The following is a 21,529-nucleotide window of genomic DNA, read 5'->3' as shown; positions in this document are numbered from 1 at the left end:
GAGAGTGTGCACCAAAGAGGTTTTCTAAAACAATTCTTGAAAGGAAACATACATGAAAAAAGATCACCCTCACCCTTTTCCATCTCCTTCAATACAAGAACTTATAGAGCTCTATGAAAAAGCAGCAGCAGAAGTATCAGGCGGTGACTCCCTCCCTAAAGAAACGCTTTCACAAAGCAAAAGACTGTCATCCATACTGGAAAAAGATGAGGAAAGACAATCTCTTTTAGAAGAAGAAACTGTACATGCATCAACAAATCCAACAACGCTTCTAACAAGAGGCAACTCTACCAAAAGGCAGAAACAACTTGAAACGACACACTCAACAGTTACTTCACAAGTTTCTCAAAAAAGGGCAACAAGAATTCTCTCAGAGGAAGAAATCATTCAATTGCTTCCACACCATTCATTGGTTCAAACATATCGAGAGGAAATCCAACGTTTATCCGCAAGTGCATATGGCGATTCAAATATTTTGCAAGAAAAAATGCAGGAAATTCAAAAAAATCCTGCTGCAGGAAAGGAGCTCTCATGGCGCATGGCAGCCCATCCTGAAAGTATTGCTAAACTTTCAGGCACCAGCACGTTTGGCTTCAAAAATCGAACGCGCAAACAAGCGGAAGAAGATTTTTCCGCCCTTTGCGTCACCGTTGATTGTTATACAAAAGCTGTAAAACAGGCAAGAGAGAGCCTATTGCAATCTCCAGAGCAAGAACTCAAAAACTATGAACGTTTAATGGGAAAGGCAGCAGTCACTGAACTTCTGCAAAAACCAGATCAACGTGAAAAAGAAACTCTTTCAGAAGCAGAAATTTCTACCAAAATTCAACAACATTCAAAAGTCAAAAGGCACTATGCCCAGATCAAATATTGGTGCGAAGTTGTTTTTGGTAACGCAAACATTTTGCAATCACAAGTGGAAACACTTTTTCAAAGCCCTGAAACAATAGAACCACTTGCACAGCAACTTGTCGGAAATCCTCAATCTTTTCACAAGTACGCTGGTGTCAGTCTTTTTGGCTTTAAAAATCAAGCACGCAGACATGCTGAAGCTGGTCTTTCTCACTTAATTGACGCCGCTGACAATTATGCAACGGCTGTAACACAAGTAAGAGAGAGCATTTTGCAAACCAAACAGGCAAAACAAAAGCGCCATGAACCATCTTCTGAACAGGCGCAAGATTTGCATCAACAACAACGCTTATCACAATCTGTTGAACGCACTGAGCATTCAACAGTAACTCGTGAAAAAGCAACAACCTCTACTCAACAAAGAGAAACAGATATTCGTCCTCGCAAAACTGCGATACCAAAAGCGATGGCTTTTGCCACCTAAACAGACATAAGTTTTCACATTGAATTCAACATCTTGGCGCAACACATAGCAAAGATCATTTGCGCCAAGAGAACCGATTATTGTGGAACCATTCAGTTTCATATCCTCTCTCATAAAAGCAAGTGAAAAAGCATAAAACAGAATAAAAACCAACGCATATTTTTAAATAGTATTTAAAAACAATATTGGAAGAGTTTGAAAGGAACATGTATGAAAAAAAGAAATCCTTCCCCTTTTATCACCGAAATGATGGAAAAATTTCAACAACCGGCTGAACAATCCCCCACCAGAACCCCTCCTTCCCAAGTTTTTCAAAGTTTGCCAAAACCAACTGTAGAAAAACGCCCAGAAAATTTATCACACCACCCAAAGGTTGCTCCACCGCCCCCCCCACGCATGAAAACCCCAGTGCAAACCAGCACAATACCTCCTAGCACCAAAAAACAAGAGACGCCTCCCCCACAAAAAAACTCCTCTCCGCATACACAAGCAGCGCCACAAAGACCTCCACGTGCAAAAGAGAGGCAACAAAACAAACCAACAGTTCAAGAGCCCCCCTCCCTACAGACAAAAGTGGCTCCGCCCCCTCCTCCACGCATGAGAGAAAAAACACAAACTGGCACAACAATCCCCAGCTCAAAAATCCCCAGTTCAAAAATCCAAGAAAACTCCTCTCCGCACACAAAAGCAGCTCCACAAAGACCTCCGCGTGCAAAAGATAGGCAACAAAACAAACCAACAGTTCAAGAGCTCCCCTCCCTACAGACAAAAGTAGCTCCACCCCTTCCCCCACGCATGAGAGACAGAGTACAGAACGATGCAAAAATCCAGAATTCTGAAACACTCTACCCAAGTGTTAGCCCCAAAACACCATCACATATGAAAGTCAGGCAACAAAGCAGTTCATCATCACAAGACAGTGGAACATATACAGCCCCTCCTTCACGAAAACCACACCGTATGGAAAACAGAAAACAAAGCGATGCTGTCATCCCAAAACCTGCCTCTCCACACACAGCAATTGAACAGCCAAAACCGTCTCACGGACAAAAAACATCCATTAATACAATGGAAAGAGAGCTATTGCTCGTAGCATATCAAGAAGAAATACGATTTTTGTGCGAAAAGGTTTATGGCGACCGGCTTATTTTAAATGAAAGAATAGAAGCAATCAAAGAAAACCCCGATATGGGAGAACAGCTCTTATGGGATATTACAGAACGGCCTAAGTCTATTTCTAAGCTTGCTGGTAGAAAAGTTCTTGGCATAAAAAATCATGCGCGCAGAAAAGCTGAAGAAAATCTTCCTACCCTACGTACTGCAATTAACGATTATGTGTATACTTCAAAATATACAAAAAGTGAAAAGATTTCACAAGCTTCTCACACGGAACAACAACATCAGCGACAAGCACAAGAGGAAGAGCCAATAAATCAACATTTACAAAATCCGCTCAACTCAGAAAAGAAAATAAAGCCTCTCTCAAATCAGGAAATTGCCCGCAGAGTTCAACAAGATCCATCGATTCAATATGGTCAAAGAGAGGTCCAATATTGGTGCCAAATTGTTTATGATGATCCATTTGTTTTGCAATATAGACTAGAAGATATGCACAAAATTCCAGAGGTGGGAGAAGAGCTTGTATTTCAAATTGAAAAGGATTCTACATCTTTTGCTCCACTTGCTGGTAGAAAAACCCTTGGCATAAAAAACGGAGCACGCAAAGCCGCTGAAGAAAATATCCCTACCCTTTGTACCGCCATTAAAGATTATGCTGATACAATAAAACAGTTAAGAGAAACTATAGTGCAAAACCATCAGGAAGAGAAACAAAAACGTCATCAACCACTTACCGATCTCGATAAAAAATTACAAAAGCAGCAAAGCTTATCGCAGCCCCCGAAGTTACCTGAACGCTCAACAGCAAAGCAGCATCAAGAGGTTGCAGAAACTTCTAGACAAGAAGACCAACTGCACGTTCGACCGCGCAGAGCCGAAACATCAAAAGCTATAGCTTTGTCGTGATAAATCTCCTAATTGTTGGCTTTTCATACAAAACTTTGATGCAATTATCTTGCCAAGATTGCATCAAAGACGGTGTATGAAATACAGCAGACTTTGAATAAGACACCCCATTATTTTACAGAATTCATTGATAAAATTTCACGATAATACTTCATAAAAATTACACACTTTAACTTTGTTTCATGCGAATAAGGTCAATTTTTTTCAATCATTAAAATGGGCATTCTTCTTTGAAGAAAACACCATGAAATAATAAAAGGCAAAAAATGTAAAAAAGCTTTCAAAAAATAATGTTATCCTTTGAAAGGAAATATACATGAAAGAAAATACAGAACATTGTGCCTCTTCCATACAGGAAGAATTGCAAGAACAACACCCTGCAATCAGTGCAGCCATTTCAAAGAAAATCAATGAAGCATCGCAGAATTTCTTTTATCCCAATAGCAAAGTGCTTAAAAATAAATACCGCATCAAAGAGCAAGAAATATTAAAGGAACAATGTTGTGATGATGTAAAAAAAGAAATGATAAAACTGCGCCAAGAACCTCTACCTGAGCAGTTTAATTCCTCCTATCTAAAATATCTTCATCAACGCCTCTTTTCCCGTGCATTTGAATGGGCCGGACAAACACGCGAAAAACCATTTACATTTGAAGATGGTACTGTTGCTTCTATGCCCATTTTGAAAAGAAAAGAATTTACAAAACCTTTTGCGATTGGCAGAAAAATACAGGAGGGACTAGAAAAGTTAGATAAAACGCTTGCTGAAAAGAATAATTTACAAGGCTTAACTCGCGAAGAATTCGTTGAACAAGCAGCTGGAATAATGATAGATTTGCACCACTTGCACCCTTTCAGAGAGGGCAATAGGCGCACAAATAGACTGTTTGTTGAAAAACTCGCTCAAGCAGCAGGACATGAGCTAGACTTTTCTCTTGTGAGCAAAAAACGTAAAGACTTTGTCCGCGCTGCTGCCATGGAACATAGCGATCCAGAGCCTATGAAGCATCTGCTTGAGGATATCTCAAATCCAGAAAAATTGCTCATTTTACAAGAATTTACCAAATCTATAAGAAATCTTGGATTGGATGAAAAAAATTATTATCTCGCTGTCGTCGCAAAAGAAGGAGAAACCTATCATGGTACCTACAGAGGCAGTGGACCCAATGGCTTCATGCTTGATGCCAATGGGATTTTCATCTTGGGAAATAAAAAAGATCTCACCCCAGAGCAAATACAGACATTAAAAATCGGTGACGCCCTCTCCTTTACAGCGCCCAAAACTCAAAACCCAGCAAAAAACATTGCTTCCAGAAAAAAAGAGCCGTTCTTACAAACGATGAAATAACTAAAAAGAGCAAAGACAACGCATCCATTCAAACAAAGAAAAAGCTCATTTTTCACCATGGATTGCCCCTCATGCTTTACATGACAGCATTGAAGTTATGTCCCAAAGTTTGCAAGAACAAATGACCAAACCAATTGCTCAATCTGCTTCCTCCATGAGGCAAATGCAAAAAGATTTCCAAAAAAACATTTTACAGACCAGCAATACAGCGACAAATAATCCAATATCTGCCCAAATGACAAAGGAAAAATGCTCTGATCATCAAGAAAGAACGAAACAGCCCCCCAAAAAAGCAACGGCATACTGGGACACTGGTACAAAAAAACGAACACCGTCCCTCTCACCTTACAAGAAAAATTATCCTCATCGCCTGAAACCGAAGAAAATAAGACAATGTACCGTAATTTCTTTTGCCCTAATAGTATCACTTTAAAAAATAAATATGGAATAAAAGACTATAAAAAATTAAAAGTGCAATGTGCCCATGATACAACAAAAGCAATCATTCATCTACGCCAAGAAGCGCCACCGCAAAAACTAACTTCCACATATCTCCAATTATTCATCACACCCTATTTAAAAATACTTTTGAATGGGCCGGACAAACACGGGAAAAACCATTTACATTTGAAGATGTTACCGTTGCTTATATGCCAATGATGAAAAAAGCTGGTATTTTTTGCCCCAGCAAAACAGATACAAGAGGGACTAGAAAATTTAGATAAAATACTTTCTGAAACGAATAGTTTAAAAGGCTTAACCCGTGAAACATTTGTTGAACATGTCACTGAAATGTTAATACAGCTCAACTATACGCATCCCTTCAGAGAAGGTAATGGACGCACACAACGAATGTTTTTTGAAAAACTTGGGCAAGTTGCTGTCCACACACTCGACTTTTCTCTTGTAACAGAAAAACACATGAATCTTGCCAGCATTGCATCGCTAAAACATAATGATAAGGAAGAGATAAAACATCTGCTTGAGGATATCTCAAATCCAAAAAAAATACTTATTTTAAAAGAATTTATGGACAATATGAAACATCTTGGGTTTGAAAATATTCATCATCATCTTATTACAACAGCGAAAGAAGGTCATACCTATAAAGGCTTCTACAGAGGCAGTGGACCCAATGGCTTCATGCTTGATGCCAACGGGATTTTCATCTTGGGAAATAAAAAAGATCTCACCCCAGAGCAAATACAGACATTAAAAATCGGTGACGCCCTCTCCTTTACAGCACCAAAAGTTCAAAACCAGCAAGAAGTGCTTATCCCCGCAGAAACAATAGCCCCCTTACCAACAATGAAATTACCACAAGGATAAAAAACAACGCATCCATTCAAGCAAGAAGAAAAGAAATCGAAACTTTGTGCCAAATCATTTATGGCAATCGTCATATTTTGCGGGAAAGAATTGAGATGATCCATGAAAATCATACTGAAGGAGAACAGCTCACCTATCAAATTGCCACCTCCCCCCAATCTATTTCTAAACTTTCTGGTAGCAATGTATTTGGCATAAAAAACAACGCGCGCGCATGCTGAAGCAAATATTTTGCCCCTCTGTAGAGCCATTGATCGTTATATCAATATTTTTAAACAAACAGAAAGAGACATTCTCCATACCCATCATGTAAAACAAAAGCGGTGTGAACAGTCGGTAAAATTTCCTGAGGCTTGGATGAAAAATCTCTTTTCCTTGTCAAAAGCACAACAGCAAGAAACCTTATCAAACTCTCCTGAATTAAGGGGGGAGATAAGGACTTATCTCAAAAAAATCAATGAGCGCTTATCCTCAAGCGAGCATGAAGCTATAAAGGAAAATAATCCTGAAAGACTTGCGAAGAGTCTTGGCACATCAACCGTTAAAGCAAAAGAGATTATGGAAATAGTCAAGCAAATAAAAGAGATAGAACAGCATATACAACCCATGTATTTTTATAACCATAAATTCGATGAGCGCCTAGCACCAAACCAGCATCAATCTATAAAGAAAAATAATGAAAAAAAATGTTCCAACACTCTTAGTAACGAAACAATTAAAGTGCAAAAAATGACAGAAACCGTCAATCAGAGTTCTAAAAGACAAGAAAATATTCAACCTCACAAAACAAAGCACACAAAAGCAATGGCAATGAATATCTAAAGGGTTCATAAACTTTAACTTTTTTCCCTCTCTGGTAAAAGTGATAGCCTCTACCCGCCTGCTTTCATTGGCAAATCAATCGCACCTCAACGAGAATGGAAACCATGAGAGAACAAATTTATCTTATTTCCTCAGATTTTATCCTCATTAACTGTGAAAAGAAACCTGAACAGGCAAAATGAAAGGATCAATCATTTTTGAAAATGATAATTAATCACTTTCATTGCCTGTCGTGCTAAAAACAGACAAAACGCTGTTGAAAGATCATGTCTTCCTATCCTTTTGTTTATGTAATCTCTAGAACGGGAAGGCAGCCTAATTTGGGGAGAATATAAAGCTGTAAAAGTAAAAACCAATCACGAGCTTTGCCATCACCTTTTAGCTCAGCCTTACGACTTTTAAAAACATCTAAAGTACTGTCTTTTAAATAATGGATAAATAATGAAGATTGCGCATTGCTTCACGCTTTTATTTTATTTGCGTTCTTTAATAGGGTCACGCCCCTCACGTAAAACAGAACGGGTATTGGGTTGTACTATTCACGACATCACACCATAAAGAGGAATTATCATTATAGATCCCCATATGTCCCTTCAAACTGTTATGATATCGCCCCCATATTTCAGTTTGAAAAGAAATTTTAATTATTTTATGGCAAAATAAAAATTGTAATGCAACAGTAAACAAGGAGCATAAAAAAGTCTTCAAGCACCATTGTTGACAGAAAGATAAACACCGTCGTACAACGCTTACAAAAAGTATCCTTGATTGGGATACAGATCAGATTTTTACGATTTAAAACGGTTTATTTCTCCTGTCATCGCTTCTCTTTTACAACAAAACCGATATATCTTTATGACATTGATAAAAAAAATTGCAACAGTTGCTTCCGGAACCCTTATGAGCCGTATTTTTGGCTTCGTACGCGAAATGCTTATGGCAGCAGCGCTAGGGACCGGTCCTGTTTCTGATGCCTTTAACGCTGCTTTTCGTTTTCCCAACACATTTCGTCGTTTTTTTGCTGAAGGTGCCTTTAACGCTGCTTTCATTCCTCTTTTTGCAAAAAAAATCACTGAAGATGGTCAAGAAACGGCATGCAAATTTGCAGAAGAAGTCTTTGGCGTTCTCTTTTCGCTGCTCTTACTGTTAACGATTGCGATGGAACTGAGTATGCCTTTTCTGGTACGAACCATTATTGCCCCAGGTTTTACCGAAGATGCGACAAAATTTAACGCTACAATTCACTTTACTGCGATCATGTTTCCCTATTTAACCTGCATGTCGCTTGCTGCCATGATGGGGGGCATGCTTAATGCTCTGCGACGCTATTTTATTGCCGCCATTGCCCCACTCTTTTTAAACATTATTCTGATTGGTGTGCTTGCCTATGCTTGGATTTATAAACTTGACGCTTGGCATATTGGCTTAAATCTCTCTTGGGGTGTATTGGCAGCAGGGCTTCTTCAACTCACCTTAATTGCCCTTGCTTTGCGTCAAAGTGGAATGAAAATATCCTTCCGCTGGCCCCATTTAAGTCCTAATGTTCGCAAGCTATTAACTTTAGCATTCCCAGCGGCTATCACGGGTGGCATCACACAAATCAATTTGCTCATTAATACCAACATTGCTTCTAGTCAATCGGGTGCTGTCTCTTCTTTGATGTATGCTGATCGTCTTTATCAATTGCCTCTAGGCGTAATCGCCATTGCCGTTGCAACCGTTCTTTTACCAGAATTAACACGCGCTTTGCGAAGCAAAAAGCATGAAGAAACCCACCATTTACAAAACCGCTCTATTGAATTAACGCTATTGTTAACACTTCCAGCATCCATCGCTTTTTTGTTGCTCTCCACTCCCATTGTCAGTTTGCTCTTTGAGCGAGGACAATTTACCAGTCAATCAACACACCATGTTGCACAATTACTGGAACTTTATGGACTGGGACTTCCAGCTTTTGTTCTCATTAAGGTCTTTATTCCTAATTTTTTTGCCCATGAAGATACCAAAACACCGATGATTTTTACAGGTATTTGCGTTTTCATCAATATCAGTCTCGCCTTAACATTATTTCCTTCTTTTTCTGCACGAGGCATTGTTATTGCTGAAATTACTTCTGGATGGGTCAACGCCCTGTTGCTTTGGGGTGTCCTTCTCAAACGCGGTTATTGGAAATACGACTTCCAACTGATAAAGCGAATACTATGTCTCATGATAGCAACCCTTTTGAGTGCACTGGCCCTCTATTACGGATTGAATGTTTTTAGTTTTTTGTCTTTTCCTTTATCCTCACAAGCATCCTTTTTATTGCGCGCCAGCACCTTAGTTGGGATCATGCTTGGCATATTCTTGATCTATTTTAGTGCCTATTTTTTATTCAACACCCATTCCTTTTTTCACATGCTTAAAAATTTGAAAAAACGCCCATAATATCTATACTTTGTCAAAAACAATAAAACAAATAACCTTAATTGAAGAAAGAGCACTCCTATGGATACCTTCACACCACTTGTCTTTTCCGGCGTACAACCGAGTGGTCATTTACATCTTGGCAATTATCTTGGAGCCATTCAGCGTTGGGTTGAACTGCAAAACTCTCATCACTGCCTCTATTGTGTTGTGGATATGCATGCGCTCACAGTCAACCCAGATCCCCTTACTTTACGGGAATCCACCAGAACAGTGACAGCCGCCTTTTTAGCCTGCGGTATTGACCCTCAAAAACACATTATTTTTAACCAATCACGTGTTTTTCAACATGCTGAACTCGCCTGGATTTTTAATTGTGTTGCCCGTATCGGCTGGCTTCAACGCATGACACAATTTAAAGATAAAGCAGGAAAAGATCGCGAAAAAGCATCCCTCGGGCTTTTTGCCTATCCCACTTTGATGGCTGCTGATATTTTAGTCTATCGTGCAACGCATGTTCCAGTAGGCGAAGATCAAAAACAGCATGTTGAACTCACACGCGATATTGCACAAAAATTTAACAACGACTATGCACAACGTATTGCCGAATTAAATTTTGGTATCTCTATGCAAACGGATGAAGAAAAAAGGCAATGCTTCTTTCCCCTCCCAGAGGCGCTTATTGGAACAACAGCCACACGCGTTATGTCTTTGCGCGATGGGACGAAAAAAATGTCAAAATCAGATCCTTCAGATTTTTCACGCATTAATTTGACCGATGATGCTGATCTTATCGCAAAAAAAATACGCAAAGCCAAAACGGATTCGGCTCCTCTTCCCGATACCCTGACCGCTTTAAAAGAACGACCAGAAGTGGATAACCTGCTTGGTATTTATGCCGCCTTTGCTAACGTCAGCAAAGAAAAGATTCTTTTAGAATTTTCTGGTCAACAATTTTCGCATTTTAAAACAGCCCTAGCCGACCTTGCTGTCCATAAGCTTGCCCCTATAACAGAAGAATTACGTCGACTGCATCAAGAAAGTGATTATATCGACTCTGTTTTGCGTGATGGCGCTAAACGTGCTAGTATGCTCGCAGAAGAAAATATGAAAAAAATTCGTGAAATTATTGGATTTTTGCACGATACATAAAGATAATAAAACTAAAAACTGTAGAGAGCAAAAAAATCGTTTGTACAAAATAGAGAAAGTGCATGATTTCCAAACCAAAAAATCCGAAAAAAGAACCCAAGAAAAAGAACTTAGTCATTATTGATGAAACACCAGAGTGTCGGCGTGCCGTTGCGTTTGCCGCACAGCATGCCCAAAATACCAATAGAACATTGGTATTACTTTGTGTCGTTGATAGTGTGGAATTTCAACACTTTCTGGGTGTAAACAACGTTATGCGCACAGAATCAACGCAAAGTGCTCATAAAATATTAGGAGGCATTGCCAGTGAAGTCCGCACCACCCATGCGCTTGAAACAGAAATAGTGGTGCGTGAAGGAAAAAAAATTGATGAGATTTCCAAACTGATCGACGAAGATAAAAGGATTGCACTAATTGTTTTAGCAGCCAGTGGACATACAGAAGGACCAGGACCCCTTGTTCAATTAATCGGGAATAAAGGGACAGCTTTTTCAATTCCTGTCATTGTTATTCCTAGCAATCTTGCCGATGACGATATTAGATCTATTGCCTAAAAAATATAATATTCTACAATGTAAGATCTTCCTAATCCTTCATTATAAAAGGAGAGTCTATGTTTATTCAAACTGAAACCACACCAAACCCTGCAACACTTAAATTTCTGCCAGGACGCGTGGTTCTTTCTGAGGGCGTATTAGAATTTCGTGACCCTGAAGAAGCAGCTAAAAACTCACCTTTGGCGGCTAAGCTGTTTAATATTCCCAATATCAATGGTGTTTTTTTAGGCTATGATTTTATCACCGTAAGCAAAAAAGAAGGAGAATGGCAACATCTCAAGCCCGTCATTTTAGGCACAATCATGGAACATTTTCTATCCAATGAGCCAGTAATCACCACCAACGCTACAATACAAGCACAAACCCATGCCCTTAACGAAGAATTTTATGACGAAAAAGATGCTGATATTGTCTTAACCATTAAAGAGCTGCTTGAAACGCGTATCCGCCCAGCAGTTGCCAATGATGGTGGAGACATTACTTTTCGCGGATTTGAGAATGGTATTGTTTATCTCAATATGCGGGGTGCCTGCGCTGGATGTCCCTCTTCAACGGCAACCCTCAAACATGGTATTGAAAATCTTTTACGCCATTTTATCCCTGAAGTTTTAGGCGTTGAAGCCATGCCACAATAAATATTGACCTCAATAGGTAAAATAACCACACCGATTGCCCCTCTTCAACAGCGCTCAAACATGGAGTGCAAAAATCTTACGTCATTTTATTCCTGAAATTTTAAAAGTAAGCTATGTAGCCATAAAAATACAGTACTGTTAAAAAAGTCTGTCCAATAATAATACCTTCACTCACCTTTCACCTCCATATATGCCTTAAAAAGATTTCAAAGCCCCTTTTAAGAAGCATCGGTTGTTTCACAACAAACCCAATAATGATATCCACAGAAGTACAAAACATGGGCATGCACTTTAAATTTATTTTGTTTCATAATCTTGTCATGCAATTTTAACTAGGAAAACACGACCCGTTACAAAAAAAGAAAACCCAAAAAAGAAAACATTGTAAGATAGAGTGCCCATTTGCTCCATCTTTCTCACTTCTCCCAACGATAAAATCACGCAAAATACTTCTTGTAGCAGCCAATCAACAAAGATCACATTTTGCAACTTGAATGAGAATTCTGGCATTCTTCTTATTTCAATTCTGTTTTTATTGTATCAATCAAAATCGTCCGCTTACACAGCACAAACTGGATAATAACAAAAACTATTTTTAATAGCTCTTATACACACTTTTTATAAGAGACTGTTGCAGCACTAAAAACTGGAAAATGCATAACCGTACGACCTTATCAAGATCATACCGTCCTTTTTCTATTCTTAAAATCAAGAATTTCCCCTCTATCATTTTCAATCTCATTTCCATAAATATGACGCAAACGGTGGAATTACCTGTAAAAAATAAATACATTTAAGCTAGATCTATTATGATTGTTTGAGAAATTATCTAATAAAAAATGAGAATATTTCTTCAATCCAGTAGGAATAAGTTTGTCTGCTTTACCGCATTGTTCTTCTCATAAAGCACATACTTTTACTGTCGCATGTACGTCAACATCCAACTTCACCCATAACTGCGTATTAAAAGAAAAGACAGAGCCACTATTCCTCTGCGATACATGGCTTTGCAATAAAGGAAAATATATTGCCTCTATCTGATTGGTGTAATCTGTGAAACAACAAAAAAAGCCCATTCGAGAAGAATGTAAAAATAAAAAACCAGCGAAATGCAAAAACAATTGCAAGGGGATAAATGCCTAAACTTTTTTCACAAACTCCGACTTTAAACTCATCTGACCAATCCCTGGAATTTTGCAATCAATGTTATGATCCCCATCCACCAAGCGAATATTCTTTACCTTAGTACCACCTTTTAAAACAGATGAAGCGCCTTTTACTTTCAGATCTTTTATCACCATAACGGTATCTCCGTTTGTTAAAATCTGACCATTGGCATCATAAACAGTATTGACAAGAACAGTATCATCGTTTTTTTGTGGCCATTCATGTGCGCATTCAGGACACACAAAATTTTCACCATCTTCATAAGTATAAAGACAATCACAACGAGGACATTTGGGATATTGGGTCATAAATTCCCCTTTTAAAAGAAAAATCATTTGTTATGACTGGTCATAAAGCAAGAAGTACTTATTGTCCATTATTTTAGAAAAACATTTCCCTTTGTTTCAACCTTCATCTGCCAACTGTGTTCATGAATACTATCATCACATACCATACATGGGTTTATAAAAATGATTGATCATTATATAACTTAAATAAGCCCCCGCATATCATAAAATTTACTCACTTCATTCTCTCTCATAAATGAATCAAAATCATTTTCTTATACATCACCAATACAATTAACGAATGAATAAAAAACAATTAGAAAAGGAACATCTCTGAATAAAAACGCTTCCAAAAAGCTAAAAACTGAGAAACAAGAAAATGATAGACTCAACTTGACCTTTTATTTAAGTAAAGCATTCATAATGTTAGAGAACAAACTGATTTATGATCATAGTTAATGGTTTTGTATATTGAATGAGAGCCCCCAATATCGTAAGATTCTCTCAACCTCTTTTACATTGAATAAACCAAAGCCTTTTCCTTGCATGTTACAAGTAGGAAGAGCCGTGTAAAACAATTATTCAAAATACTAAATACTCTCAAATATAAGAGCCAACATTGAAAGCGGGCAAAGTGAATGATGGTGCTGGTCTTACTCTCTCATAAGCATAAAAATGGTGCTGCTCAATGGATGGCCGGTTATCCCTTTCAAAAGTAACACGCATAAGATACGTTTTTAGCGTTTTGAGAGAGAAGCTTCTTTAAGACAACCATATGAAATGTGCAACAATGATCGTATTTTGTTGTGTATGAGCCCCCCCTATTAAACAAATATTTCTATCAAACCATTAGAAACCATTGGACATAAATTCCCCGATTATGCCTGATTATAATTACCTACAGCATTTGGTTTTAAGAAGCCAGAAGTTTTAGGAATCCAATTGACATGTAAAAGAGGAAAAAACAAAACGAGCTTGAAAATGGAAGCTCTGCCTTATGGCCAATAAAATCACGTCCCTAAAAACATACCTCATGTGATCAATCATCATACCTTTACAAAAAACATTCCACTGATCTTAGGTGATAATATCAGGGCGATCTCGCCCCAATGCTTGTTGTATATTTAACAGTTTTAGTGCCACCTGTTGCAAAGGTTGGAGAACTTCTTGCGGATTAAAATTGTGTTTGCGCGGATCACTTTCATACTGTTCAAAATAAAGTCGTAAAGTAGCACCTAGCGTCCCTGTTCCCGACAAACGGATCACCAACCGTGCTCCGTTCTCGAAAAAAATACGTATACCTTGCCGCGTGCTAACGCTCTGATCAACAGGATCATGATATGTAAAATCATCTGCTTTTTTGACGAAAAATCCAGCAATTTCAGTTCCTGCATGTGGTAAGTGCGTACGCAAATGTTCTATAAGTTCCAAAGCTTTATCTGCTTCGACTTCTTCATAATCATGCCGTAACGTGTAAAAACGCCCATAGGTGTACCAATGCTGCTGAACTATTTGTGCGACAGTTTTTTCTGTTATCGCTAAAAGATTTAACCAAAATAAGACAGCCCATAAACCATCTTTTTCGCGGATGTGATGAGAGCCAGTTCCAAAGCTTTCTTCACCACAAAAGGTTACTTTCCCCGCATCCAAAAGGTTTCCAAAAAACTTCCATCCCGTTGGCGTTTCAAAAAAGTTTAATCCGTGTTTTTCCGCAACCAGATCAGCAGCACGTCCCGTCGGCATAGAACGCGCTATCCCCACAACACCTTTTCGATATCCTTTAATGAGGTGTGCATGCTCAGCCATAATAGCCAAAGAATCTGAAGGCGAGACAAATTGCCCACGACCAATAATGAGGTTACGATCTCCATCACCATCAGAGGCTGCGCCAAGATCTGGTCCTTTCTCTGACATCAATAAATCATAAAGAGCCTTGGCATAAACCAAATTGGGATCCGGATGACCGCCTCCAAAATCTGGCAAAGGAATACCATTAACCACCGTTCCTTCAGAAAATCCTAAGCATTTTTCAAAAATTTCATGAGCATAAGGCCCTGTTACCGCATGCATAGCATCAAACCGTAAAGTAAGACCTCGAGCGACGGCCTTGGCAATACAGTCAAAATCAAAAAGCTCCTGCATCAAAGCAACATAATCAGCAACAGAATCAATAATATCAATCCGCATGGCTCCCATAAAGATCGTACCTTGCCTATCTAAATCAATATCTGGTGCTTCAAGAATTTTATAAAAGGAAAGACGTTGCGATGTTGCAAAAATAGCATCACATAAAGAATTAGGAGCGGGTCCACCATTAGAAACATTGTATTTGATACCACAATCTCCCTCTGGACCACCAGGATTATGGCTTGCAGAAAGAATAAGTCCACCATGAGCATGGGTTTTACGAATAAGATGCGAAACAGCAGGTGTAGAAAGAATACCGCCCCTTCCCATTTTAACACAAGAAACACCATGCGCCGCTGCCATCTTCAACACAATCTGAAGGAGAGTACGATTAAAAGTGCGCCCATCGCCCCCAAGAATCAACATTTTTCCTTCAAGAGGTCCAATGTTATCAAAAAGAGACTGTATAAAGTTTTCTACATAATGAGGTTGTTGAAAAACAGACACTTTTTTGCGCAAACCAGACGTTCCCGGTTTTTGCCCCTCAAAAGCCGTGGTCAAAACTGTCTTTATGGTCATGTAAATACCTTCATATTCTTTCCTTTAATTTTAAGGTGAAGAGTATCCAAAGTCGACCATTAATTCTACTTGACGGAAGTGTGAAATATTTGCACACTCGTTAGAAGTCAGAATTTTTAAAGAATCCCTTTTATTTAAACCGTTCTTTCCGATATGCTTTTAAAGACAAAAGCTGTTTTAAAACGAAATTTTTGTAAAAAATATAGGAGCATCCTTATGATGAAAAAAACTGTTCCCAATGTAACATTCCATACACGTGTCCGAGATGAAGTGGGTGAAAATAATTCTTATCGGTGGCAAGAAGTTAACAGCGATTCTTACTTTAAAGGAAAGCGTGTTATTCTTTTTTCTCTTCCTGGAGCATTTACCCCTACTTGCTCAACCTTTCAGCTGCCTGACTTTGAAAAACTCTATGATGAATTTAAACAAGCGGGTATTGATGAAATTTATTGCCTTTCCGTCAATGATGCTTTTGTCATGAACGCTTGGGGAAAAACACAAAATATCAAAAACGTGAAATTAATTCCTGATGGCTCTGGTGAATTCACACGCAAAATGGGTATGCTGGTTGCAAAAGACAATGTTGGTTTCGGCATGCGATCATGGCGCTATGCTGCCGTTATTAATGATGGTGTGGTTGAGCAATGGTTTGAAGAAGCGGGTTTTTCAGACAATTGCATGACAGATCCTTACGAAGTCTCTTCACCACAAAATGTTTTAAAAGCTTTGAAAAGCTAATTCCGCCCCCAAAGTCGTCCATTTAAACAAAATTTAACGACACAAATTTCCTTAGTAAAGAAAATTTGTGTCGTTTGTATTTTTTGAAACATCTATTTGTCAAAGCAGACACTATAATTTGGTTGAGCGTTTTCGGTAAGAAAATATCCCAGCAATAAATTTTTAATAGGTATTTCACGTTTTAACTGCTTTGAAAAAACTTTGTGTCAAACAATAATTTGATTTATAAAGATAATTTATAATTTTTCATGTCGAATGAGAGGCACTGAATATCATAAGATTGTTTTATTTTATCCCTTCTTATATTGAATCTCTTAAAACTATTTTCTTGCTCATTAGCACGTGAGATTGGCATATGAATAAACGGTTAAAAAGAGTATAAATGCGTCTCATAAACGCTCTAAAACACAAAAGCTATGAACATCATTACTGCAAGCTTCACAAAAGCATCAAGAAAAAAATATGGTATAAAAACGGCTCTGCATAAATAACCGTTCATGAAGAATATTAAATAAAAACAGATCCCGTAAACATTCCAATTCACATACAATAAACAGATTCATTGCTGTTTTAATAGTCATTTATTCTAAGCTTTTATTTTTCTCTAAGAGAAAAACAGTTAAAGAAGGCGTCTATTTGGATATTCTACCATAAAGTGTTTTTTCATTTCTTCCTCTTCTATCTCTTCCTCTTCATCGAGCTCAAAATCTTCATCACATTCAGGAAGACCAAAAATATCTGGATTAATGAAATAACAATATTTTTTTGTCCCCTTCGCTACAATTTTATTCTCTTCTAATTCTTTGATACCTTCTTTAAAACTTTCAAAATTAAGATATTCTGGTTCTTGAATTGAAAGATCACAAATCAAAAATTCATTGAGAGTATCCTCATCTAATCTTACCTGATCAAACCATAAATCCACATCATCTTCATCTGACATTTTCCCTACCTGCCACAACATCACAAAAAATGCTTTCATACCACTAAATGATAGCCCAAAAATCATACGCCGGCTATCGGACGCTCCTGAAAACGTAATTTGCGGAAGATCTTCAAATCCGAAATTTGAAGGAGGAAGTTTAAATGATTTTCCAATATCTTCAGGTTTTTTCAAAATAAAGGGATTTCTTTCATATAACACTGTAAAATCATATTGGGCCATTTTCATTTCTCCGTAAAAAATTGATTTGTTATAATAAATGAATAATTTCAAATGGTTTTCATTATAATCTCTTATAATGCCTCCCATATTTTTCCTTTAAAAATTGTCTGATTTAAGTTATTCGTTGCTTTTGAAACTAAAAAAATCTTCTAAAATAAAACTCTTGAGATTTCTTTCATCTCTCATGGATGTGAGATTGTAGACTGCCGACAATAAAACAGTAGAAAATATGATATCAGCAAATGAGAATTCAAAAATTAAATCCATATGAATGAATGATGATCAATATTGCTATAAACTATTGGGTTTCTGTTATTGATCATCAATTTTTCTAAACAGGGTTGCGTCAAGGACCTCAAATGCTTCAGTGTCCAGTATTTTGCTTTACGAAGGTGCTTACCTCGCGTCCTCAAAAGCATTTTCACCTTTAAAAATTGCTTTTATGCCGCAGGAACTTTAAAAAAAATAACGCGATTTTAAGAATATCTAAACAAGTAAAATACAAATTCTGAAAATTGAAGAAGAAATGTTCAAGCTTTTCCTAACAATTTCTTTCACAAAACTTTTATCATTATCGTTTTTGGGCTGCCAAAATATCTTGTACTGTTTGAACCAATTGCTCTTCATCAATCATCACTTGCGCAGGACGGCTTTCACGCCATGTTTGATTATCTTTGATCTCATGAGACAACCGCGCTCCTTCAATCAAATCTTTAATCTGTATTTTCCCGCTCTCACGCTCTTGTGAACCTTGGATAACCACACAAGGCGCTTGACGTCGATCTGCATATTTCATCTGCGCTTTAATTCCCGATGCCCCCAAATAGAGCTCAGCACGAATTCCCGCATTTCGCAATTGCATCACCATTTTTTGATAACCAGCAACCGCCTCTGGTTCTTTATCCATCCTCAGTACCACAACCGGCCCTGTTGTGTCCTTCATAGGCAACTTTCCAAGATTTTGCAAAGCAGCGATCAAGCGTGAAACACCGATTGAAAAACCTGTTGCCGGAATATTTTCACCACGAAAGCGTGCCACCAATCCATCATAGCGCCCACCACCACCAACGGAGCCAAAAACAACTTTTTGCCCATCATCATTGAGAACATCAAAAAGCAATGCCGCCTCAAAAACAGGTCCCGTATAATATTCCAATCCACGAACCACCGAAGGGTCAATTTTAATGCGATTGTGATAACCATTAGCGACAAAGATTGCTTGCATTTCCTCAAGCTCGCGAACCCCTTCAAGCCCCTGAGCACTCTGACCAACGACTTGTCTGAGAACATCAAGGATTTCTTCTGCCGTTTTTGCATTTACAGTCAGTAAGGAAAGAATACACTCAATCTCTTTATCCTTAAGCTCGGCCCCTTTTGTAAAATCACCACTTTCATCCAAACGCCCCTTGCCTAGAAGCAAACGCACGCCTTCAGGACCAAATTTATCCAGTTTATCCATTGCTCGAAGAACAATTAAGCGCCTTTCAATCTGCTCCCTTTCCCCTAAACCAATCAATTCTAAAACACTTTCCAGAATTTTTCGGTTATTCAAGCGAATGGCATAATCATGCTGGTGAAACCCTAACTTTTCCAAACTGTCTGCTGCCATCATACAAATTTCGGCATCCGCTGCTACCGTTGATGTTCCAACAATATCCGCATCAAACTGCATAAATTGCCGAAAGCGCCCTGGTCCAGGTTTTTCATTGCGAAACACAAAACCAAGACGATAACTGCGATAAGGCTTTGGCAAAACTTCAAAATTCTCTGCAAAATAACGAGCAAGAGGAGCAGTTAGATCATAGCGCAAAGACATCCATTGCTCATCATCATCTTGTAGCGAAAAAACGCCCGCATTTGGACGATCTTCATCAGGTAAAAACTTACCCAAAACATCCGTATATTCAAAAATTGGTGTTTCCAGTGCCTCGAAGCCGTAAAGTTCATAAACTTCACGAATTTTTGTAATCATTGTTTCAGTTGCATACAACTGTGCACTTGTACGATCCACAAAACCACGGGGTAAACGGGCTTTGGTTTTTTCTTGTTTCAATGACATGTTATTCTCTAGCAACAATATGTGTTCACGAATAACCATTATCCCATAGAAACCAACGCTGCAATGACTTTATCAATCTAAAAACTTTTAATAACATGTTAGAGTCTTTTATTTTACAAAAACAATATCCTTATAAAGCGATATTCTAAAAGAGTTTATCCTGTAAGATGAATCATAGCCCTTAAACTAAAATGTTCCCAAAACGAATACACTCTCCAAGCCCTCTTATGCCTCATCTTTTAGCACTGTTCAGGTATTCCTTGCATTTTCTTCCTTATATCTTGTCTTCCTTGAAGCAATTTTTCATATATTTCCAAGATTTCTGCATTTTTTTTCAAACATTTGCTTTCCGTATTTGATCCTCCCAATCCCAACAGAAAATAAGAAATATATGAACACTTTTTGAAAAGATCAAAAATAACTCTTGACTTTAGATAAAGCAAATCACTTTTTGAAAGAAGTATCTGACTTAAAATTTGATAAGCCCCCTTCTTTTATAAGAGCTTTTTTTCTTTGATAACTTAGCAAAAAACTTTAAGATAGAAGCGTATTTTTAGATTGCTCGGCAAAATCATGAATAACATTTTTTAAATCAACACTATTTCGACCAACCTGTGTAATCGATCTTGAAATGGAAGGAATAAGATTCTGCCATAGCCTTTGAGGAAACTGCTGAGTTAATTGTGTTATTGTTCCCCCTTGAGCCCCAATACCAGGAACGAGAAATAAGTTATTTTCTAACTGTTCGATTGTATCTTTTGCTTCATTGCCCAATGTTGCTCCAATCACTGCCCCAATAGGACCAACATGATGATATTGACTTGAAGATTGGCTATTATATTCAAAAATACGCTGTGCCAAATGAACAGAAACTGTTTGATCACCAATGCGCGCATTTCGAATGTGCCTTCCCTCTGGATTCGAAGATTGAACAACCATAAAAACAGCCGTTTTTGTTTCTTCTGCAATCTTTATTAAAGGAATGAGAGCATCAAATCCTAAAAAAGGATTGACTGTTATAGCATCTGCTTTAAACGCACTGCTTGAACCAAGCCAAGCTTTACCGTAAGCCTCAGCGGTAGAGCCAATATCCCCTCTTTTCGTATCAACGAGAACCAACAAACCTTGTGCCTGTGCATTTTCAATAAGCTCTTTGAGAATTTGAAGCCCTTCCACCCCATATAACTCAAAAAATGCGGCTTGAGGCTTTATCATCCCCACTTTACCCACAACCGCTGCTAAGAGAATATCACAAAAATCTTTTAGACCTTTATAATCACAGCTTAAATTCCATGATTGCAAAACTTTATGACTCGGATCAAAACCAACACAAAGCGGTCCATATTTCTCACTATTTTTAAAAAAAGCTGAACAAAACATTTTATATCCTAACACGGTCTGTCTTTAAACCTTTTGATACAATCAAAAAGAAAAGCATTTGTCAAAAGAATACAATGCTGAAAACACAAAGAAAGAGCTCTCTATACAAAGTGTGCTTTTATTTGTGAAAGAATATAAACAAAAAAAACATCCATATTATTTTGTTCAATGAACTCATAAATCCCAATAGCGTGCCTTGTCGTTTTTACACCCCTTTTTTATGATCAACAAAAACTCTCTATGAACGTGCTTTAAACAAAAGTTTTAAAAGAAAATGCCCTACCATGATGATCACCGTCTTGTGTTCGATCTTTCCTATCCCTTTTTATCGGCTATTTACCACTTTTGGAACATAATTGGCAAAAAGACATTGTATCTCCAGCATATTCAAGGAGATAAAACATGGAAACTCGCATT

The 21,529-nt window shown here is 37.9% G+C and carries 17 protein-coding genes and 1 pseudogene; 12 read left to right on the top strand and 6 right to left on the bottom strand.

Going from position 1 to position 21,529, the window contains the following annotated elements; translation table 11 throughout:
* Positions 1–52 precede the first annotated feature (52 nt).
* From ACFIJR_RS07695 to ACFIJR_RS07665, 7 genes are all read left to right on the top strand, one after another.
* Entirely contained in the window at positions 53–1,336 is a 1,284-nt protein-coding gene (locus ACFIJR_RS07695; RefSeq protein ID WP_375653920.1) for a BID domain-containing T4SS effector, read from the top strand.
* Positions 1,337–1,546: 210 nt separating this feature from the next.
* Positions 1,547–3,361, top strand: coding sequence for a BID domain-containing T4SS effector (locus ACFIJR_RS07690; protein ID WP_375653919.1), 1,815 nt, complete (start codon positions 1,547–1,549; stop codon positions 3,359–3,361).
* Positions 3,362–3,677: 316 nt separating this feature from the next.
* Entirely contained in the window at positions 3,678–4,709 is a 1,032-nt protein-coding gene (locus tag ACFIJR_RS07685) for a Fic family protein (protein ID WP_375653917.1), read from the top strand.
* Between the two features lie 121 nt (positions 4,710–4,830).
* A complete protein-coding gene (locus tag ACFIJR_RS07680; RefSeq protein WP_375653916.1) occupies positions 4,831–5,142 on the top strand; it encodes a hypothetical protein in 312 nt (103 codons plus the stop codon).
* A gap of 236 nt (positions 5,143–5,378) precedes the next feature.
* A complete protein-coding gene (locus ACFIJR_RS07675) occupies positions 5,379–6,038 on the top strand; it encodes a Fic family protein (protein ID WP_375653930.1) in 660 nt (219 codons plus the stop codon).
* Positions 6,023–6,259, top strand: coding sequence for a BID domain-containing T4SS effector (locus ACFIJR_RS07670; RefSeq protein ID WP_375652014.1), 237 nt, complete (start codon positions 6,023–6,025; stop codon positions 6,257–6,259). Before ACFIJR_RS07675 ends, ACFIJR_RS07670 begins: the two co-directional genes overlap by 16 nt.
* Before the next feature lie 154 nt (positions 6,260–6,413).
* Positions 6,414–6,860: a hypothetical protein gene (locus tag ACFIJR_RS07665; RefSeq protein WP_375653914.1), complete on the top strand. Its 447-nt coding sequence runs from the start codon at positions 6,414–6,416 to the stop codon at positions 6,858–6,860.
* Between the two features lie 289 nt (positions 6,861–7,149).
* On the opposite strand, the pseudogene ACFIJR_RS07660 reads toward ACFIJR_RS07665, so the two are convergent.
* A pseudogene (locus ACFIJR_RS07660) lies at positions 7,150–7,381 on the bottom strand (integrase); the annotation flags it as partial.
* Between the two features lie 334 nt (positions 7,382–7,715).
* Here ACFIJR_RS07660 and murJ point away from each other — a divergent pair.
* The 4 genes from murJ (at position 7,716) to ACFIJR_RS07640 (ending at position 11,610) form a co-directional block, all read left to right on the top strand.
* Positions 7,716–9,287, top strand: a complete 1,572-nt coding sequence (gene murJ, locus ACFIJR_RS07655; RefSeq protein WP_375653913.1) for a murein biosynthesis integral membrane protein MurJ — start codon at positions 7,716–7,718, stop codon at positions 9,285–9,287.
* Between the two features lie 60 nt (positions 9,288–9,347).
* A complete protein-coding gene (gene trpS, locus ACFIJR_RS07650; protein ID WP_375627368.1) occupies positions 9,348–10,418 on the top strand; it encodes a tryptophan--tRNA ligase in 1,071 nt (356 codons plus the stop codon).
* Between the two features lie 62 nt (positions 10,419–10,480).
* Positions 10,481–10,972, top strand: coding sequence for a universal stress protein (locus tag ACFIJR_RS07645; protein WP_375626412.1), 492 nt, complete (start codon positions 10,481–10,483; stop codon positions 10,970–10,972).
* A 59-nt stretch (positions 10,973–11,031) separates the two neighbouring features.
* The gene (locus tag ACFIJR_RS07640; RefSeq protein ID WP_015856727.1) at positions 11,032–11,610 is read left to right on the top strand and encodes a NifU family protein; all 579 of its coding nucleotides are present in this window, start codon (positions 11,032–11,034) and stop codon (positions 11,608–11,610) included.
* A gap of 1,139 nt (positions 11,611–12,749) precedes the next feature.
* Here ACFIJR_RS07640 and ACFIJR_RS07635 read toward each other — a convergent pair.
* A complete protein-coding gene (locus ACFIJR_RS07635) occupies positions 12,750–13,085 on the bottom strand; it encodes a zinc ribbon domain-containing protein YjdM (RefSeq protein WP_375618296.1) in 336 nt (111 codons plus the stop codon).
* 1,056 nt (positions 13,086–14,141) lie between these two features.
* A complete protein-coding gene (locus ACFIJR_RS07630) occupies positions 14,142–15,770 on the bottom strand; it encodes an alpha-D-glucose phosphate-specific phosphoglucomutase (protein ID WP_375653912.1) in 1,629 nt (542 codons plus the stop codon).
* Between the two features lie 216 nt (positions 15,771–15,986).
* On the opposite strand from ACFIJR_RS07630, the gene ACFIJR_RS07625 reads away from it, so the two are divergent.
* Complete coding sequence (locus tag ACFIJR_RS07625; RefSeq protein WP_375626417.1) at positions 15,987–16,508, top strand: peroxiredoxin; 522 nt, start codon at positions 15,987–15,989, stop codon at positions 16,506–16,508.
* Positions 16,509–17,127: 619 nt separating this feature from the next.
* Here the strand turns inward: ACFIJR_RS07625 and ACFIJR_RS07620 are convergent.
* From ACFIJR_RS07620 to pyrF, 3 genes are all read right to left on the bottom strand, one after another.
* Positions 17,128–17,673: a replication protein gene (locus ACFIJR_RS07620; protein WP_375627366.1), complete on the bottom strand. Its 546-nt coding sequence runs from the start codon at positions 17,671–17,673 to the stop codon at positions 17,128–17,130.
* Positions 17,674–18,244: 571 nt separating this feature from the next.
* The gene (gene hisS / locus ACFIJR_RS07615; protein WP_375627365.1) at positions 18,245–19,732 is read right to left on the bottom strand and encodes a histidine--tRNA ligase; all 1,488 of its coding nucleotides are present in this window, start codon (positions 19,730–19,732) and stop codon (positions 18,245–18,247) included.
* A 534-nt stretch (positions 19,733–20,266) separates the two neighbouring features.
* Complete coding sequence (gene pyrF / locus ACFIJR_RS07610; protein WP_375626423.1) at positions 20,267–21,112, bottom strand: orotidine-5'-phosphate decarboxylase; 846 nt, start codon at positions 21,110–21,112, stop codon at positions 20,267–20,269.
* Positions 21,113–21,529 lie beyond the last annotated feature (417 nt).

The organism is Bartonella sp. OD88NMGDW (assembly GCF_042193775.1).
GTDB classification, from domain to species: domain Bacteria; phylum Pseudomonadota; class Alphaproteobacteria; order Rhizobiales; family Rhizobiaceae; genus Bartonella; species Bartonella grahamii.
Note: the sequence above shows the minus strand (reverse complement) of the source record. Positions and strands in the feature narration are given on the sequence as shown.

What these genes read in the sequence shown, in the direction of transcription:
- ACFIJR_RS07695 (WP_375653920.1), top strand. Translation starts at nt 53, where the DNA reads ATGAAAAAAGATCACCCTCACCCTTTTCCATCTCCTTCAATACAAGAA.
- ACFIJR_RS07690 (WP_375653919.1), top strand. Translation starts at nt 1,547, where the DNA reads ATGAAAAAAAGAAATCCTTCCCCTTTTATCACCGAAATGATGGAAAAA.
- ACFIJR_RS07685 (WP_375653917.1), top strand. Translation starts at nt 3,678, where the DNA reads ATGAAAGAAAATACAGAACATTGTGCCTCTTCCATACAGGAAGAATTG.
- ACFIJR_RS07680 (WP_375653916.1), top strand. Translation starts at nt 4,831, where the DNA reads ATGACCAAACCAATTGCTCAATCTGCTTCCTCCATGAGGCAAATGCAA.
- murJ (WP_375653913.1), top strand. Translation starts at nt 7,716, where the DNA reads ATGACATTGATAAAAAAAATTGCAACAGTTGCTTCCGGAACCCTTATG.
- trpS (WP_375627368.1), top strand. Translation starts at nt 9,348, where the DNA reads ATGGATACCTTCACACCACTTGTCTTTTCCGGCGTACAACCGAGTGGT.
- ACFIJR_RS07645 (WP_375626412.1), top strand. Translation starts at nt 10,481, where the DNA reads ATGATTTCCAAACCAAAAAATCCGAAAAAAGAACCCAAGAAAAAGAAC.
- ACFIJR_RS07640 (WP_015856727.1), top strand. Translation starts at nt 11,032, where the DNA reads ATGTTTATTCAAACTGAAACCACACCAAACCCTGCAACACTTAAATTT.
- ACFIJR_RS07635 (WP_375618296.1), bottom strand. Translation starts at nt 13,085, where the DNA reads ATGACCCAATATCCCAAATGTCCTCGTTGTGATTGTCTTTATACTTAT.
- ACFIJR_RS07630 (WP_375653912.1), bottom strand. Translation starts at nt 15,770, where the DNA reads ATGACCATAAAGACAGTTTTGACCACGGCTTTTGAGGGGCAAAAACCG.
- ACFIJR_RS07625 (WP_375626417.1), top strand. Translation starts at nt 15,987, where the DNA reads ATGATGAAAAAAACTGTTCCCAATGTAACATTCCATACACGTGTCCGA.
- ACFIJR_RS07620 (WP_375627366.1), bottom strand. Translation starts at nt 17,673, where the DNA reads ATGGCCCAATATGATTTTACAGTGTTATATGAAAGAAATCCCTTTATT.
- hisS (WP_375627365.1), bottom strand. Translation starts at nt 19,732, where the DNA reads ATGTCATTGAAACAAGAAAAAACCAAAGCCCGTTTACCCCGTGGTTTT.
- pyrF (WP_375626423.1), bottom strand. Translation starts at nt 21,112, where the DNA reads ATGTTTTGTTCAGCTTTTTTTAAAAATAGTGAGAAATATGGACCGCTT.